Below are 15878 nucleotides of genomic sequence, written 5' to 3'. Positions count from 1 at the left end.
ATTAATGTGAAATTATAATGAAAGTTGTCTTGGATACCAATATTTTGGTGGGGGCGTGTTTGGGGTCTTATCACGCCAACCGCCTAATTAAAGCCTGCTTAAAAGGCGAATTTATACCGATTATTGGTGTGGCATTATTGGCAGAATATGAAGATGTTTTGGCTCGTGATGATATTTTTGTCAAAAGCAAATTATCATTGGCTGAACGCAATGAAATTTTAAATGCGCTGTTATCTGTGTGCGAATGGGTGCGTATTTTTTATTTGTGGCGACCCAATTTAAAAGATGAAGGCGACAATCATTTGATAGAATTGGCGGTTGCAGGTAATGCCAATATTATTGTCAGTCATAATCAAAAAGATTTTCGCCAAAATGAATTAAATTTTGGCATTCAAATTTTGACACCAGAACAATTATTGCAATTAAGGAGTCATAATGACGACATTAACACTTCAAGTCAGCAATGACAAACACGAACGCCTAAGTGCTATAGCCAATGAGCAAGGATTGAGTGTTGCTCGTTTAATAGATGAAACAATGTCCAATATGCTTGCCGAATATGAAGCAAAAAAACGCTTTGAAAACAGAGCTAAACAAGGCGATATTAAAAAGGCAATGGCTTTGCTTGATAAGGCGTTATGATTTATTTGTCAATTTTCCCCAAGCCGTGTTAATTTGCAATTAATGCAAGAGCGTTATCCTGAGGTGGAGTTTAGGGCGACTCGTGAACACTAATTTTTAAGGTGGGTAGTATGAAAAGTATGATTCGTGGTATTTTTACCGCAGCTATCTTGGCTTTTATGCTACCCATGATGATTTATTTTTGGGTGGATGTATTCAAAAACCCCAAATATCACGCCCCAATCACATTGGATTATGATAAAAAGCAAGCCGAATTGCAACAAATCTTGAATACCATTACAATCGGCTTGCCCCCATTTGATGAACGAGATGACCATAAACGCACCGACGCTCAATCCATTAGTATTACTTACAAATATCACAATTTGTCTTATATCGACACCAAGATTTTGTTAGAAAATATTCAAAAAATTGCCGACACAGAATTACCCGCCTACGATACCAGTAGCCATTCTTTTAAAAGGCAGTTTTGTGTGGGAGAAAACGAAATATCGGTGGGTGATTATAATTTTGATAATTTATATCAAGTGCATTTGTATGTCAAATTTTATAAATATGGCGATTGTCGGCGTTGGGTTTATGAAAATAGCCGTTAAATGGACATTTTGCACTTATGGTGCAAATTTTTAATCACACTTTTTGACTTTGATCAATTCAACCACACCCACCTGCCCCATCCGCCACAGCAACCCAAATCCACAGAGCAAATCCTAAATACTCGCCCCCACACTGCGTGCCAAGGCGATGCCGTCCTCGATGCTCATGTAGGTTTTTTTGCTTGGCGTGTCTTGGAACACCACCGCACCGTCTTTGAACACCAAGCATTCGTCCACGGCGATTTGTTGCCATTTTTCATTGGTGGTGAGCGGTATGGTGACGATCACCGTCACTTTGTCCTTGGCGGTGGTGACATCATTAAAGTTCACGCTCATCTCGCCATCCGACAGCTTTGCCTCACCAAATGGCGCTTGGCGAGTCAGATAAAACAGCAAACTGCCTGCATAAGCCAGCTGCCAATCGCCGTTAGAAATCAAGCAGTTGAACAATCCATTGGCGGACAGATAGCGGCACTGCGCTGTCAAAAACGCAAACAAAGCCTCATCAGACGGGCGAGTCTTGAAAGTGGCTTTTAAGCGGTTTAACAGATAGCAAAACGCAAGCTCGCTGTCAGTCGTCCCCACGGGGGCATAGTGCTCGGCATTGCCATTGGCAGAAAGCCTCTGGGTACGGCGCATAAAGCTGTCGGTCATCTGCCCATTGTGCGCAAATGCCCACTGCTCGCCCCAGACCTCACGCACAAAGGGGTGGATATTGGCAAGGTTGTTTTTCTCGCCAGTGGTGGCTCGTCTGATGTGAGCGATGACATTCATGGCTTTGATGGGGTATTGGTTAATCAAATCTGCCACAGGGGATAGGTGACTGGGCTGGTTGTCATGAAACTGACGCAGCCCCATTCGCCCCGAGTCGCTTTTTTCAAAAAAAGCAATGCCAAAGCCGTCCTCGTGGTGGTCAGTCGCCCCACCCCGCTGACGAAAGCCCGTAAAACTAAACCCAATGTCGGTGGGTGTGTTGCAGTTCATTCCTAATAGCTGGCACATTTTTTTACTCTTTTTATTGACAAGACAAATCACGCTTGCTATACTAAAACTAATACGCCCCCAGACCCTGCCTTGTTCTTTTGGACAACGGTAATCTGGGGCTTTCTTTTTTACCAACCATATTTCTTAAAGGCTGACAAATAACCAAAATCTTGCAGACTGACCGCACTGTTTCTGGGTACTGGAAAATGGTTCAAATGTTGAATTAACCGAACTTTCCAATCTGACTGCGGACTGATAATTTCAACCAAATGAGCCATCAAATAAAAGTAAGCAAAAGGTTTTTGGTTGTCCAATTGTCGCACCGAAGTATTAGGAAAGCTGGCGGATATATTGCTACGGTCAATCATATTGACATTCCAGAGCCTACCATGATGAGCAACGATATTCCTAATAAAATTCAGGCTTCTTAGCCATTGTGATAACAGGTCGGGTGTTGTTTTGTATTTTTTGGCAATACTTTGGCGATCTTGATATTTCAATCCGCCATACAGTCGTGATAATGCCCCAAAATCCAAAATCTCACACGCCACCCAAATTGGTAAGCAACCATAAGTGTCAAGATTATGCTTAACAAACGCCTGTTTTTTGGCACGATTAACCAAGCTGTCATACTTATCCAGCCAAGCATGATGGTCAGATTTCTGGCTATACAAATCTTTCTTGCCCTGCCTCTTACCAAAACGATTGCAAAAGCCAGCATCCAAACATTCGCTTTTCTCATGAGCATTGACATGTCGTTTGCCAAGCGTATAAGCAATATCAGTACGAATTGCCATTTCAATTTGCTCTATAGCTTCAAAAGCAAGCAATCTCAATCGCTTGTCAAATTGATAAAGCTGAATAATATCATCAAAATGACTGCCTTGAATAAAAGTATCTCTGCGTTTTGGTGGTGTGTTATTAGGGATGATTTGGCGAAACGAATAAGCATAACCCGCCAAACGATAATAGCCAATGCGTTGCAAATGATGAATGGCAGTTAGTTCATCACCGACCACCAATCCACGCTGTTTTAATAAATCCAGCTGATCTTGAAAATCAAGCCAAGTCTTTGACACCTGAAAAGTCACACCCTCCCCCAATGCAAACTCGCCAGTCGTTTCATCAAATCAGGGTTTTTCACCATAATGTCATCGCCTGTGCGACCTTGCTCACGGTTATAATGAATAACATTAAGACGCAGTAGCCAAAAAATGGTCGCACTATACGCCAACATGACTGGCAAAGCGTTTTTTTCATCAAGCGTTAAGGGGCGGATACTTTCATAACCTTTGATAAAGGCATTCATTTTATCAGTATTAAAATTCACGCTCTCGCCATCGCTGGCGTTACCCCAAGTAGTACAAAAGTCATTGATGGTAATGGCAATGTCCATCACATAATGCTCCACCGACACTTCGGTAAAGTCAAGTAGCCCCGTCAGGCGTGGCATATCGCCTGAAAAATCCCAAAGCGTGTTGTCGGTAAACATGTCCAAATGACACAGCCCCTTTGGCAAATCGGTCGGCAATTTGGCATAAGCGTCCCAAATGTCGTTCATAAGCTTTGCTTCGTCAGCAGGCATAAAGCCCGTCTCACGCTCTTTGACCCTTGCCCAGTCATACAGTGGCACGCCGTATTCTTCGGCAGGCTGTAAGGTTTGCAAAGTTTGGTGCAAAATCGCCAATGCACACCCCATCTCAAAACACATCGGCTCATCGGTGGCACTTGGGTGCGAGCCTGCCAGCTTTGGTACGACTAGGATTGCTTTGTTTTCATAACGCATGACACAATCTTCGCCGATATTTTGCCCTTTGGCGGTTTTTTTGATGAGTGGCGAGGCGATGGGGAGCTTGTCTTTTAGGGCGTGCATGACGGTTGCCATCTTGATAATGTCGGCAGGCACACGCTCCTCATACAGCGTAAATACATAGCTAAAATCATCGTCCGCATCACTGTCTGTGCTGATAAACCAGTTGGAATTTTTGATGCCTTGCGTGATGGGCGTGGCTTTTTTGAAGGGTACGCCATAAAGACCACAAAACGCAAAAAATTCATCATCAGATAAGTGAGTATAGACGGACATGATTTTTCCAATAAAATAATAAAAGATGAGCTAAGATGACTGAGCGTGTTGAACATTGGTAGTCTTATTCATAACTTAGACATGCTCAACACGCTCTATTGTAAAACTTTTTGGATGATTTTACCACAAAAAACCGCCCAAATTTAGGCGGTTTGATGCTATTAAAAACATCAGTGATTGAGAATTTTTGATAAAAAAGATTGCGCTCTATCACTTCTTGCACCACCAAAAAACTCATCACGGCTACAATTTTCTACGATGTTGCCCTCATCCATAAAGATGATGCGATTTGCCACTTGGCGTGCAAAGCCCATCTCATGCGTCACGCACATCATGGTCATGCCATCACGAGCAAGGCTCACCATGACATCCAAGACCTCTTGAATCATCTCAGGGTCGAGCGCTGATGTCGGCTCATCAAACAACATGGCGACAGGATCCATCGATAAAGCACGAGCGATCGCCACTCGTTGTTGTTGCCCACCCGACAGCTCGGCGGGGTATTTATTGGCGTGAGCAGACAGCCCCACACGGTCAAGATACGCCAAGCCTTTGGCGGTCGCCTCACTTTCTGAGCGCCCCAATACCTTCACCTGAGCGATGGTAAGATTGTCCTTGATGGACAAATGCGGAAACAGCTCAAAATGCTGAAACACCATGCCCACGCGACTTCTGAGCTTGGCAAGGTTAGTGGACTTGTCGCCCACCGAAGTGTCGCCTACGGTGATCGTGCCTTTTTGGAATGGTTCAAGCCCATTGACCGTCTTAATCAAGGTCGATTTGCCTGAGCCTGACGGTCCGCAGACCACCACCACATCACCCTTGTGAATGTGGGCAGTGCAGTCGGTCAATACTTGAAAATTGCCATACCATTTTGACACATCACGAATCTTAATCATGATCTCGTCGCTGGCGTGACCTTCGTTTGACACCAGACCGCCAAACTCATTAATCCATGTCGTGTCGTTGATTTGTTGTACGATTGCCATAAATTTTCCTTTAAAATCTTAGTCGCTTTTTAAGCATGTTCACGCCAGTGGACGCTGTCAAACTGATCACAAAATACACCGCACCTGCGCCCAAAATATAAGGCGTAAGATAGCCCATCAGATCGCCTCGCACATAGCTGGCACGAAAAAAGTCCACCAGACCAATGGCAAAGACAAGCGTCGTGTCTTGGAATAAGATGATACATTGTTGCAATACAAGTGGCAGCATCTTGCGAAAGGCTTGCGGCAAGATGATGAGCTGCATGGTCTGCTTATAAGTCATGCCCAGCGCATAGGCTGCCGAGACCTGTCCACGCCCAATCGACTGAATGCCCGCTCGCACGATTTCTGAAAAATAGGCTGCCTCAAACACCATGAACGCCACCACACAAGAAGTGAAGGCGGTGTCGAGCGTGAAAAATTTGCCCGTGATCCAGTTGTACATCATCGGCACAGCAAAATAAAACCACAAAAGCACCAAAAGCAGCGGCACCGAGCGAAAATAATTGACATACAATGCCGCTGGCACAGACAGCCACTTTTTACCTGACAGCCTCATCAGCGCCAGCACCGTACCGATGGCAAGACCACCGATGATGGCAAGCACCAGCACCTTTAAGGTCACCCAAAACCCCGCCATCAAGGCAGGCATGGCAAGCTGTAATTCATTCATACCGCACCTCCAATCTGCCCTTTAATGCGCACTTTCTTTTCAAGCCAAGTCATGCCAAAGATGAGCGTCATATTAAAGATGAGATAAATGATGGTGGCGAAGGTATAGACCTCAAAGTTGTTTTGCGTGTATTCGCTGATGGTCTTGGTCTGGCTGATCAGCTCCGCCACACCCACCAGTGAAGCGACAGACGCATTTTTAAAGCAGTTGGTCAGCTCAGATGACATGGGCGGCAAGATCACTCGAAACGCCTGTGGCAATAGCACATGACGGTATACCTGAGCGGTGCTAAACCCAAGCGCATAGCCTGCGTTCGCCTGCCCTTTTGGCAAAGATTCGATGCCTGTGCGCACCTGCTCGATGATGCGTGCGGCGGTAAACAGCCCCAAACCGATGCTGGCTGAGATGACCGCCGAAGTGTTGAATGACAACGAAGTGAACCACCAGTTGCGCAGCGACTCGGTCAATAAGGTCGGCGCCACATAAAACCAAAAAAACAGCTGCACCAAGAGTGGCACATTTCTAAAAAAGCCCACATACATGGTGGCGATGGTGCGTGCGGCTTTGTTGGGCAGGGTTTTCATCACACCAAGCACACTGCCAATGACCAAGGCGATGATCCATGCTGTCGAGCCAATGACCAAAAGCCAGCCAAACCCTTTCAACAGCCAATGCCAATACAGCTCATTGCCAATCCCTGTGGACTGAAACAACACGCCCCAATTCCAATTATAATTCATGGAAAATTCCTATTTACTCTAAAAAACCACCCAAAACATTTTGAGTGGTTTTGCAAAAATGCCTTTGATTACTTATCAAAGTTATTGTGGGTCGGCTTGGTCATGCGGACTTGCCAATAGCTTTTTCAAGTTGTCAGACATGGCGAAGTCCATATTGACATTTTTTGGCGGGATTGGCTGCGTGAACCACTTGTCATAGATGCCGTTGATCTCGCCTGAGGCGTAGGTCGCTTTTAGGGTGTCATCGACGACTTTCTTAAAGTCGGCATCGCCCTTACGCACCATACAGCCATAGATTTCAAAAGACTGCGGTGTGCCGACGATGTGCCACTTGGCTGGGTCTTTTGACTTGGCACGCTCACCTGCCAACAAGACATCATCCATCATGAAAGCGTCAGCACGACCGCTTTCTAACATCAAGAAACTCTCGCCATGGTCTTTGGCAGAGACGATGTTAATGCCTGCTTTTTTCTCGTCATTGTACTGCTTGATGTAGCGCTCTGATGTCGTGCCTGCGGTGGTGACAAGCGTCTTGCCGTTTAGGTCGGCAAAGTCATTGATGCCTGAGTCCGTGGCGGTCAATAGACGAGTGCCGATCTCAAAGAAACCGACCGAGAAATCAACCTGCTGCTGACGCTCGGTGTTGTTGGTGGTGGAGCCACATTCAAGGTCCACTGTACCGTTTTGGATGAGCGGAATGCGAGTTTGGGAAGTGACCAGATTATAACGCACTTTCAGCTCAGGCATGTTCAGCTGCTGTTTGAGCGCCTCGACGACTTTTAGCTGCAAGTCGTGTGCGTAGCCGACTGGCTGGTTTGGATTGTCAGCGATGTAAGAAAACGGAATGGATGAATCACGATGAGCCAGTACAATCGTGCCTGACTGTTTGATTTTATCAAGGGTGCCTTGGGTCGTGGCTGCGGCAGGCTGTTGTGCGCCAGCGTCCGTACCTTGCGTGGCTGCTGGCTTGTCGCCGCCACAAGCTGCCAATAGTGATGCTGATAGTGCCATGACGGCAAATTTTGGTAGATGTTTCATAAAAGTCCTCTTTTTATGCAAATGAAAACAGCCAAATCTACTATGGCTGTGTGCAATCTGAAAGAATCGCATGATTCAATCATAAAAGAATTTCAACCCGAGTGCAACAATTATTTAACATTTATGATAATTTTGTATCAATCATTCATTCGTCAGCATTTTTATCAGTACAATTATTAAAATTATTAGAATTTTTAATAAATATATTTACAAATTGGCAGGCAAAAAGAAAGGGCGAAAAATGTTTCACCCCTACCTATCGCATGAAATTTAGGGTTTTACCCGTAGGGGCTAATTGCAATTAGCCCCTACAAACGGACTTGCATGTAGGGTTTGACCGTAGGGGCGAATAACATTCGCCCTTAACATTCGCCCTTAAAAACACACCCCCACAATCGCTCGGCAGTTTTTAAAAACATTACCAACCGTCCACAGGGCGAAAAATGTTTCGCCCCTACAAATCACATGACATTTGGATTTTAATCGTAGGGGCTAATTGCAATTAGCGCCCACAAACCGTGCCGCTTTTGGGCTTGCTTGATATGAATTGCCCACCCACGCACACGACTACAATAACATCCCTTCATCAAACGCACGCACTGGCGGATTTCGCAGCACGCTTGGGTCGGCTTTGTAGTACGGAGCGTTTGATTTTGGCAGTTTTTGTCCTTTAATGGCGTCAGCGATTTTCTCGCCGATCATGATCGTGGTGGCGTTTAGGTTGCCTGTGATGATGAGCGGCATAATCGACGCATCCACGACACGCAGTCCTTGAACGCCATGCACACGCCCCTCGCTATCGACCACCGCCATGTCGTCATAGCCCATCTTACAGCTGCACGATGGGTGGTAGGCGGTCTCGGCGTGATTGCGCACAAATTCATCCAGCTCAGCATCGGTTTGGGCGATCTTGCCTGGGCTGATCTCTCGCCCACGATACGGGTCGAGCGCTGGCTGGTGCATGATCTCACGAGTGATGCGAATGCCATCACGAAACTCCTGCCAGTCTTGTTCGTGCGACATATAATTGAACAAAATGCTTGGGTGGTCGTGCGGATTTAGGGATTTTAGGCGAATGCGACCACGAGACGGCGAACGCATCGAGCCGACATGCGCCTGAAAGCCATGCTCCTCCACGGCGTTGGTGCCGTTATAATTGATCGCCACAGGCAGGAAGTGATACTGGATATTTGGCCATTCAAACTCAGGGCGAGTACGGATAAAGCCACCAGCCTCAAACTGGTTGCTCGCGCCGATGCCCTTCCCCAAAAACAGCCACTGGGCACCGATCGCAGGCTGATTGTACCATTTTAGGGCAGGATAGAGCGAGACAGGCTTTTTGCATTCATATTGCAAATACATCTCCAAATGATCTTGCAAGTTTTCACCCACACCCGGTAGGTCGTGCACCACGGGGATGTTAAATTCATCAAGCAAAGCCTTCGACCCCACGCCCGAGCGCTGCAAAATCTGCGGCGATGCGATCGCCCCTGCTGAGACGATGACTTCACGGTTTGCATGAACTACCGTAGGATTTGTGTCAGAGCCTTGCAAATATTGCACACCAATGGCTTTTTTGCCCGAAAACAGCACTTTGTCGGTGACGGCATGGGTCTTGATGGTGAGATTTGGGCGAGATTTTGCCATGTCCAGATAGCCACGCGCGGTGGATGAGCGGCGACCATTTGGCGTGACGGTACGATCCATCGGACCAAAGCCCTCTTGCTGATAGCCATTCAAATCATCGGTGCGTGGATAGCCTGCCTGCACGCCTGCCTCGACCATCGCATTAAACAGCACATTGTTGCCAATGTCCTGCCCACGCTGCGATGTGGTGACGCTCACAGGACCTGAGCCGCCGTGATAGTCGTTTTCGCCGACATCACGGGTTTCGGACTTTTTATAATACGGCAAGCAGTCGGCATAGCTCCAATTTTCCAAGCCAGGAAGTTTCGCCCAGCCGTCCAAGTCCATCGCATTGCCACGGATATAGCACATACCGTTGATGAGCGATGAACCACCCAAGCCCTTGCCACGACCGCACTCCATACGGCGGTTATTCATGTGCGGCTCAGGGTCGGTCAGATATGCCCAGTTATAACGGCGGCCTTGCAAAGGATAGGCGAGCGCCGCTGGCATTTGCGTGCGAAAATCCAGACGATAATCAGGTCCGCCCGCCTCCAAAAGCAGCACCGAGACATCAGGGTCTTCGGTCAGGCGAGTGGCAAGCACATTCCCCGCTGAGCCTGCACCGATAATAATATAATCATAAGCTTGTGTCATGTTGTGTCCTTATTTTTATACTCAATTCATGTCAAAATTATACAAAAACCGTTCGCCTGAGCTGTGTCTTCGGGCGGAACGGTTTTCCGTCATGGTTCGACAAGCTCACCACGAACGAAAAAACCTTTGTTTGGTTTTGAATAGAATTTACTATATTTACTGCTATTACTCGCTAAACACCGAAGCAAACTGTCCCATCTCCACCTGCACCGACTTGATCTGGGTGTAGTGTTCTAGCGTGCTGATGCCGTTTTCACGACCAATGCCTGACTGCTTATAGCCGCCCACAGGCATTTTGGCGTCCGACTCGCCCCATGTGTTGATCCAGCAGATGCCCGCCTCCAAGCGATGCACCACACGATGAGCGGTGCTTAGATCTTTTGTCACCACGCCGCCTGCCAGTCCAAAGGTGGTGGCATTGGCACGCTCTATCACCTCATCAAGCTCATCATAAGCCAAGATGCTCATCACAGGTCCAAAGATCTCATCGGTGACGATGCTCATCTCATCAGTGCAGTCGGTGAACACAGTCGGTGCGACAAACGCCCCTTTACCGCAGTCAAAGCCGCCCACCGTCTGAGTAAAGCGCTCGCCGCCTGCCAAGACTCTCGCTCCTGCCTTTTTGCCTTGCTCGATGTAATCTAGGACTTTATCCATGTGGGCAAAGCTTGCCAAAGGTCCCATGTTGGTGGCAGGGTCGGTGGGGTCGCCCAGTCTCACAAACTGTAAGCGGTGGACGATCGCCTGTTCAAACTTGTCTTTTAATGTCTTTGGTACAAAGACCCGTGTGCCGTTGGTGCAGACTTGACCTGTGCTATAAAAATTTGCCATCATCGCAATGTCCGCCGCCAAGTCGATGTCGGCATCGTCACAGATGATGAGCGGAGATTTGCCGCCAAGCTCCATCGTCACTTCTTTAAGCGATGAACTGGCTGCCGTTGCCATCACTTTTTTGCCAGTCGGCACGCTGCCAGTAAAAGAAATCTTGGCAATCTCTGGATGCTCGCTCAGATAAGCACCGACCTCGCCGCCGCCTTGCACGACATTGAACACGCCATCAGGCACACCAGCCTCGGTGTAGATCTCGGCAAGTTTCGAAGCGGTCAAAGGCGTGATTTCGCTTGGCTTAAAGATCATCGCATTGCCCGCTGCCAAAGCAGGGGCAGACTTCCAAAGGGCGATCTGAATGGGATAATTCCACGCACCGATGCCCACCACCACGCCAAGCGGTTCACGGCGTGTATAAACAAAACTGGTCTCACGAAGTGGCACTTGAATGCCTTCGATGCTGGTAGCAAGCCCTGCATAGTATTCCAACACATCAGCACCTGTGACGATGTCCACCGCCTGAGTCTCAGAGTACGCCTTGCCTGTGTCAGCGGTTTCAAGCTTGGCAAGCTCGTCATTGCGCTCACGCAAAATCGCCACCGCTTTCAACAGAATGCGGCTACGCTCCACCGCAGTCATCGCCGCCCAGACTTTTTGTCCTTCTTTGGCGCTCGCCACCGCCTTGTCGATGTCAGCAAGGCTAGCACTTTGTACGCTTGATAACACCTCGCCTGTGGCAGGGTTGATGGTGTCAAAGGTCTCATTGCTGGTGGCATCGACATAGCCACCGTGAATGTATAATTTTTCCAAATTTTTCAAAACTGTCACTCCGATGTTGCTTACAATACAAAACTAGGCTATGATAACAAACTTTTAATAATTTCACAAATCCTTGATTTTTAATATAAATTTAATCACATTACCCAAAACCACCGAGAGTACACATGGAAACCAATCCAATCATCCGATTGAATAAAATGGTGTTTTTCACCTCATCGGCAATCATTTTATTTTTTAGTTTGTACACGATGCTGTTTAACGACTCAGCATCGACCATCTTGGACATCACTCTAAACTGGGTCAGCCATACCTTTGGCTGGTATTATTTTTTCACCGCCAGTGTGTGCATCATTTTTGTGCTGTTTTTGGCGTTTTCTCGCTATGGCGACATCAAGCTTGGACCCAAGCACTCGCAGCCAGAATACAGCCTTTTGAGCTGGTCGGCGATGCTGTTTGCCGCAGGAATCGGCATCGATCTCATGTTCTTTTCGGTGGCAGAGCCCATCATGCAGTACATGAATCCACCACTCATCGAGGGTCAAAGCGTGCAAGCGGCACGAGAGGCGCTGATGTGGACAATCTTTCACTATGGCATCACTGGCTGGTCGATGTACGCACTCATCGGCATTGCGCTAGGCTACTTCGCCTATCGCTATAATCTGCCCTTATCAATCCGCTCGGCACTTTATCCGATGATCGGCAAAAAGATCAACGGCGCCGCTGGCAATGCGGTGGATGTGGCGGCGATCTTGGGTGCGGTCTTTGGCATCGCCACCACCTGCGGTATCGGCGTGGTGCAGCTCAACTACGGACTACACATCATCTTGGGTGTGCCAGAAGGTTTGGTGTGGCAGACGCTGCTCATCGTCTTGGCGGTGATATTGACCATCATCTCTGCCACCACAGGCATCTCAAAAGGCATCAAAATCCTGTCAGAATTGAACATTTATTTTGCCATCGGACTGATGCTGTTTGTGCTGTTTTTGGGCAATATGGAATTTTTGTTAAACGCCATCGTGCTCAATGTCGGCGACTACCTAAGCCGTTTTCCTTCTTTGACCTTAGACACCTTTGCTTATCATCAGTCACCTGAGCAGCAGCAATGGGTGCAAGACTGGACGCTGTTTTTCTGGGCATGGTGGATCGCATGGTCGCCATTTGTTGGGCTGTTTTTGGCGCAGATTTCTAAGGGTCGCACCATTCGTCAGTTTGTGGTGGGTGCTTTGTCCATTCCGTTCATGTTTACGCTGGTGTGGCTGTCAATCATGGGCAACAGTGCACTGGATCTGGTGTTTGCGGGCAATCTGGACTTTGCACAGAAGGTCACCGAGCGTCCTGAGATTGGTTTTATGGAGCTGCTGTCGTTTTACCCTTGGTTTGGGGTGACGGCAGTGGTGGCGTTCATCTCAGGATTTTTGTTTTATGTGACTTCGGCAGACTCAGGGGCGCTGGTGCTCAGTAGTTTTAGCTACAAAAGCCAAGACAACAGCGCCCTACCACCGACTTGGAACCGAGTGTTTTGGGCAGTTGCGCTCGGCTGCCTGACCATCGCCATGCTGATGACAGACGGCATCACGGCACTGCAAAAAGCCACCATCATCATGGGTTTGCCGTTCAGCTTTGTGATGTTTTTTGTGATGGCAGGTTTGTTCAAATCCTTGCGCCTAGAAGACTTTCGTGAGGCATCAACTCAGATACACGCCGCTCCTGTGGCAGGCAATGTGGACATCCACAATTGGCAAGCGCGCCTTGACCGCATCACCGCCTACCCTGACCGCCAGACGACAGCTCAGACACTAGACAGCGTCTGCCTGCCTGCCTTACAAGCGGTGGCGGATGAGCTGGCGAATAAGGGTCTGTCCATGCAGCTCACCCAGACACCAGACGCCATATCAGGACTGTATCAGATCCAGCTTGAAATCGCTTATGAAAAAGAGCACAACTTCATCTACGGCATTCACCCCATCGCCTACCCTGTGCCGATGCGCCCCATCGTGCCAGAGGCACAGGACGAATACTATCGGCTAGAAACCATGCTGTTTGATGGCTTGCAGGGCAATGATCTGTCAGGCTACACCAAAGAACAGGTCATCAATGACATCTTGGACAAATACGAGCGTCACCGTGCCTTCTTGCACATCAACCGTGAAACACCAGGCAACCGTCCGATTTTTGATGAATAATCTGTAAGCTCATCGCCGTAGGGGCGGAAAATCTTTCACCCCTACATATCACATGATATTTGGGATTTTAATCGTAGGGGCGAATAATATTCGCCCTAATTGCAATTAGCCCCTACAAACGAACTTGCATTTAAGGTTTTACCCGTAGGGGCGAATAATATTCGCCCTTAATATTTGCCCTTAAAAACACACCCCCACAATCGTTCAACTGTTTTTAAAAACATTACCAACCGTCCACAGGGCGAAAAATTTTTGCCACTATCTGCAATCAGACCGCCGCCAATCTGTGAATATTTTTCAAATTTTTAATGTGCGTTATTCAAGATAACGCCCAACACCATTCAATATAATATTTTATTCATCTTATTTCCATCTATTTGATATTTAATATATTTTTTATATTTTTTTCACTTATAAATTTTTGTTTTTCAAGATAATGATTTGCACCGTTCAAGATAACAATCATCACCACATGAGATAATTCACTGTCTTATTTCATGCATTTGCTTTATAATTGATTTTTTGGTAAGTATGCAAATTTCCAATCAAACCGCCATATGTTGTGCTGGCGGCATCTACCTACAACCAACAACCAAGCTCAAAAATTATTTTTATGGCAGATAAAGATGGCAGCGTTTCAACATTTTACACTCAAACTTTTAAACCCATGCTTTGACAGTGATTTGATAGATGTTTTGACAGAGCTGGAAAAATTACGCAATCTGCAATTACAAACAGATGTCAACCCTTCGATATTTTTGCAACTTAAAAATATTTTTCATATGCTAGAGAGTCTAGGTTCGGCTAGGATTGAAGGCAATCATACGACTTTGGCGGATTATGTCGAAAGCCATCTGACCGATGAGGATCAAAATTCTGAGCACATTGATGAAATCAAAAACATCGAACAAGCCATGCACTTTATTGACGACAGCTTGCAAGATGGCGATGATATTTCAGAGGCGTTTATCCGCAAACTGCATCAATTGACCGTTGATGGCTTAGTTAGAGAAGGTGATCGAACCCCAGGGCAATACCGCACCGGTCATGTCAGAATCGCACAATCAGATCACCTACCACCCAATCCGATAGATGTGCCTATGTATATGCAAGAATTGGTAGATTTTATTAATAATAAAGACAAACCCAAATACGATCTGATGAAAATTGCCTTGGTGCATCATCGATTTGGCTGGATACATCCATTTTCAAACGGCAATGGGAGAACCGTGCGGCTGCTGACTTATGCATTGCTTGTAAAATATGGGTTTAATGTGCAAACTGGCGGTCGAGTGCTAAACCCCACAACGGTCTTTTGCACAGATAGAAATAAATATTATGAAATGCTGTCCTGTGCAGATAAGGGAGATGATGGCAGCCTTGAGACTTGGTGCACTTATGTATTGTCTGGCATTTCATCAGAGCTAAAAAAAGTTGATAAGCTGACCGCCAAAGAATTTTTGAACAAAAATATCCTACTTCCCGCCATTGAATACTCTGTTCGCCGAGCGCACATCACAGCAGACGAAGCCAAAATCCTTCGCCTAGCGACTGAAAGCGATGGCTTAAAGTCAGGCGACATTCAGAGACTCTTCCCCAATTTAAACGCCAATCAACGAACTTATAAGATCAGACAACTGTTAAATAATAAGTTTTTACAGCCCATCGAGCCAAATGCAAGGGTGTACATTCCCAATTTTGGTCAATCTTACCTGATACGGGGCATCATTGAATCATTGAGAAATCATGGCTTTATCGGTGGTTTGGAATAGCAAGACTGCACACAGGGGCGAAAAAATGTTTTACTCTTAAAGCAGGTTGATGGTCGTAGGGGCGAAAAATGTTTCGTCCCTACCTATCGCATGACATTTGGGATTTTAATTGTAGGGGCTAATTGCAATTAGCCCCTACAAACGAACTTGCATTTAAGGTTTGATCGTAGGGGCGAATAATATTCGCCCCTATACAACACATTCGCCCCATACGCAATCACCCCCATCAATTCAGCACCGCCACAATGATTTGACATACACACAAAACAAACCCATCAAAAAAA

General features: G+C 46.8%; 14 protein-coding genes. 5 read left to right on the top strand and 9 right to left on the bottom strand.

Translation table 11 applies throughout. The features are described from left to right. The first annotated feature begins 17 nt into the window (after positions 1-17). The 3 genes from LU290_RS01090 to LU290_RS01080 all read left to right on the top strand — a co-directional run bounded on the left by LU290_RS01090 (position 18) and on the right by LU290_RS01080 (position 1238). The gene (locus LU290_RS01090; protein ID WP_277808744.1) at positions 18-467 is read left to right on the top strand and encodes a putative toxin-antitoxin system toxin component, PIN family; all 450 of its coding nucleotides are present in this window, start codon (positions 18-20) and stop codon (positions 465-467) included. Then, positions 436-642 carry a hypothetical protein gene (locus LU290_RS01085; protein WP_277808743.1) on the top strand — a complete coding sequence of 69 codons (207 nt, stop codon included), beginning with the start codon at positions 436-438 and terminating at the stop codon, positions 640-642. Before LU290_RS01090 ends, LU290_RS01085 begins: the two co-directional genes overlap by 32 nt. A gap of 110 nt (positions 643-752) precedes the next feature. Then, a complete protein-coding gene (locus LU290_RS01080) occupies positions 753-1238 on the top strand; it encodes a hypothetical protein (RefSeq protein WP_277808742.1) in 486 nt (161 codons plus the stop codon). 114 nt (positions 1239-1352) lie between these two features. Here the strand turns inward: LU290_RS01080 and LU290_RS01075 are convergent, their stop codons facing one another. The 9 genes from LU290_RS01075 to betB all read right to left on the bottom strand — a co-directional run bounded on the left by LU290_RS01075 (position 1353) and on the right by betB (position 11678). Then, positions 1353-2240 carry a class II glutamine amidotransferase gene (locus LU290_RS01075; RefSeq protein ID WP_277808741.1) on the bottom strand — a complete coding sequence of 296 codons (888 nt, stop codon included), beginning with the start codon at positions 2238-2240 and terminating at the stop codon, positions 1353-1355. Between the two features lie 110 nt (positions 2241-2350). Then, positions 2351-3301 carry an Abi family protein gene (locus LU290_RS01070; RefSeq protein ID WP_277808740.1) on the bottom strand — a complete coding sequence of 317 codons (951 nt, stop codon included), beginning with the start codon at positions 3299-3301 and terminating at the stop codon, positions 2351-2353. Between the two features lie 8 nt (positions 3302-3309). Next, positions 3310-4308 carry a homoserine kinase gene (locus LU290_RS01065; protein ID WP_277808739.1) on the bottom strand — a complete coding sequence of 333 codons (999 nt, stop codon included), beginning with the start codon at positions 4306-4308 and terminating at the stop codon, positions 3310-3312. Between the two features lie 170 nt (positions 4309-4478). After that, on the bottom strand, positions 4479-5207 hold the full coding sequence (locus tag LU290_RS01060; RefSeq protein ID WP_277809525.1) for an amino acid ABC transporter ATP-binding protein: 729 nt from the start codon (positions 5205-5207) through the stop codon (positions 4479-4481). A gap of 100 nt (positions 5208-5307) precedes the next feature. Then, positions 5308-5970 (bottom strand): ABC transporter permease subunit, encoded by a 663-nt coding sequence (locus tag LU290_RS01055; RefSeq protein WP_277808738.1) that lies wholly within the window; start codon positions 5968-5970, stop codon positions 5308-5310. Next, on the bottom strand, positions 5967-6710 hold the full coding sequence (locus tag LU290_RS01050) for an amino acid ABC transporter permease (RefSeq protein WP_277808737.1): 744 nt from the start codon (positions 6708-6710) through the stop codon (positions 5967-5969). The genes LU290_RS01055 and LU290_RS01050 overlap by 4 nt, the downstream gene beginning before the upstream one ends. An 81-nt stretch (positions 6711-6791) precedes the next feature. After that, positions 6792-7748, bottom strand: coding sequence for a glutamate/aspartate ABC transporter substrate-binding protein (locus LU290_RS01045; protein WP_277808736.1), 957 nt, complete (start codon positions 7746-7748; stop codon positions 6792-6794). 567 nt (positions 7749-8315) lie between these two features. Beyond that, positions 8316-10031: a choline dehydrogenase gene (gene betA / locus LU290_RS01040; RefSeq protein WP_277808735.1), complete on the bottom strand. Its 1716-nt coding sequence runs from the start codon at positions 10029-10031 to the stop codon at positions 8316-8318. Between the two features lie 165 nt (positions 10032-10196). Next, on the bottom strand, positions 10197-11678 hold the full coding sequence (gene betB, locus LU290_RS01035; RefSeq protein WP_277808734.1) for a betaine-aldehyde dehydrogenase: 1482 nt from the start codon (positions 11676-11678) through the stop codon (positions 10197-10199). Positions 11679-11803: 125 nt separating this feature from the next. On the opposite strand from betB, the gene betT reads away from it, so the two are divergent. Both betT and LU290_RS01025 read left to right on the top strand, forming a co-directional pair. Further along, complete coding sequence (gene betT, locus LU290_RS01030) at positions 11804-13822, top strand: choline BCCT transporter BetT (RefSeq protein ID WP_277808733.1); 2019 nt, start codon at positions 11804-11806, stop codon at positions 13820-13822. A 626-nt stretch (positions 13823-14448) separates the two neighbouring features. Next, positions 14449-15594, top strand: coding sequence for a Fic family protein (locus LU290_RS01025; RefSeq protein WP_277808732.1), 1146 nt, complete (start codon positions 14449-14451; stop codon positions 15592-15594). The last annotated feature ends 284 nt before the right edge of the window (positions 15595-15878 follow it).

The organism is Moraxella nasibovis, from assembly GCF_029581575.1.
Lineage (GTDB): Bacteria > Pseudomonadota > Gammaproteobacteria > Pseudomonadales > Moraxellaceae > Moraxella > Moraxella nasibovis.
The sequence above is the reverse complement of the archived record's forward strand: the minus strand, read 5'-3'. Positions and strand labels throughout refer to the sequence as shown.

What these genes read in the sequence shown, in the direction of transcription:
- LU290_RS01065 (WP_277808739.1), bottom strand. Translation starts at nt 4,308, where the DNA reads ATGTCCGTCTATACTCACTTATCTGATGATGAATTTTTTGCGTTTTGT.
- LU290_RS01055 (WP_277808738.1), bottom strand. Translation starts at nt 5,970, where the DNA reads ATGAATGAATTACAGCTTGCCATGCCTGCCTTGATGGCGGGGTTTTGG.
- LU290_RS01090 (WP_277808744.1), top strand. Translation starts at nt 18, where the DNA reads ATGAAAGTTGTCTTGGATACCAATATTTTGGTGGGGGCGTGTTTGGGG.
- LU290_RS01075 (WP_277808741.1), bottom strand. Translation starts at nt 2,240, where the DNA reads ATGTGCCAGCTATTAGGAATGAACTGCAACACACCCACCGACATTGGG.
- LU290_RS01050 (WP_277808737.1), bottom strand. Translation starts at nt 6,710, where the DNA reads ATGAATTATAATTGGAATTGGGGCGTGTTGTTTCAGTCCACAGGGATT.
- betA (WP_277808735.1), bottom strand. Translation starts at nt 10,031, where the DNA reads ATGACACAAGCTTATGATTATATTATTATCGGTGCAGGCTCAGCGGGG.
- LU290_RS01060 (WP_277809525.1), bottom strand. Translation starts at nt 5,207, where the DNA reads ATGATTAAGATTCGTGATGTGTCAAAATGGTATGGCAATTTTCAAGTA.
- betT (WP_277808733.1), top strand. Translation starts at nt 11,804, where the DNA reads ATGGAAACCAATCCAATCATCCGATTGAATAAAATGGTGTTTTTCACC.
- LU290_RS01085 (WP_277808743.1), top strand. Translation starts at nt 436, where the DNA reads ATGACGACATTAACACTTCAAGTCAGCAATGACAAACACGAACGCCTA.
- LU290_RS01045 (WP_277808736.1), bottom strand. Translation starts at nt 7,748, where the DNA reads ATGAAACATCTACCAAAATTTGCCGTCATGGCACTATCAGCATCACTA.
- LU290_RS01080 (WP_277808742.1), top strand. Translation starts at nt 753, where the DNA reads ATGAAAAGTATGATTCGTGGTATTTTTACCGCAGCTATCTTGGCTTTT.
- LU290_RS01025 (WP_277808732.1), top strand. Translation starts at nt 14,449, where the DNA reads ATGGCAGCGTTTCAACATTTTACACTCAAACTTTTAAACCCATGCTTT.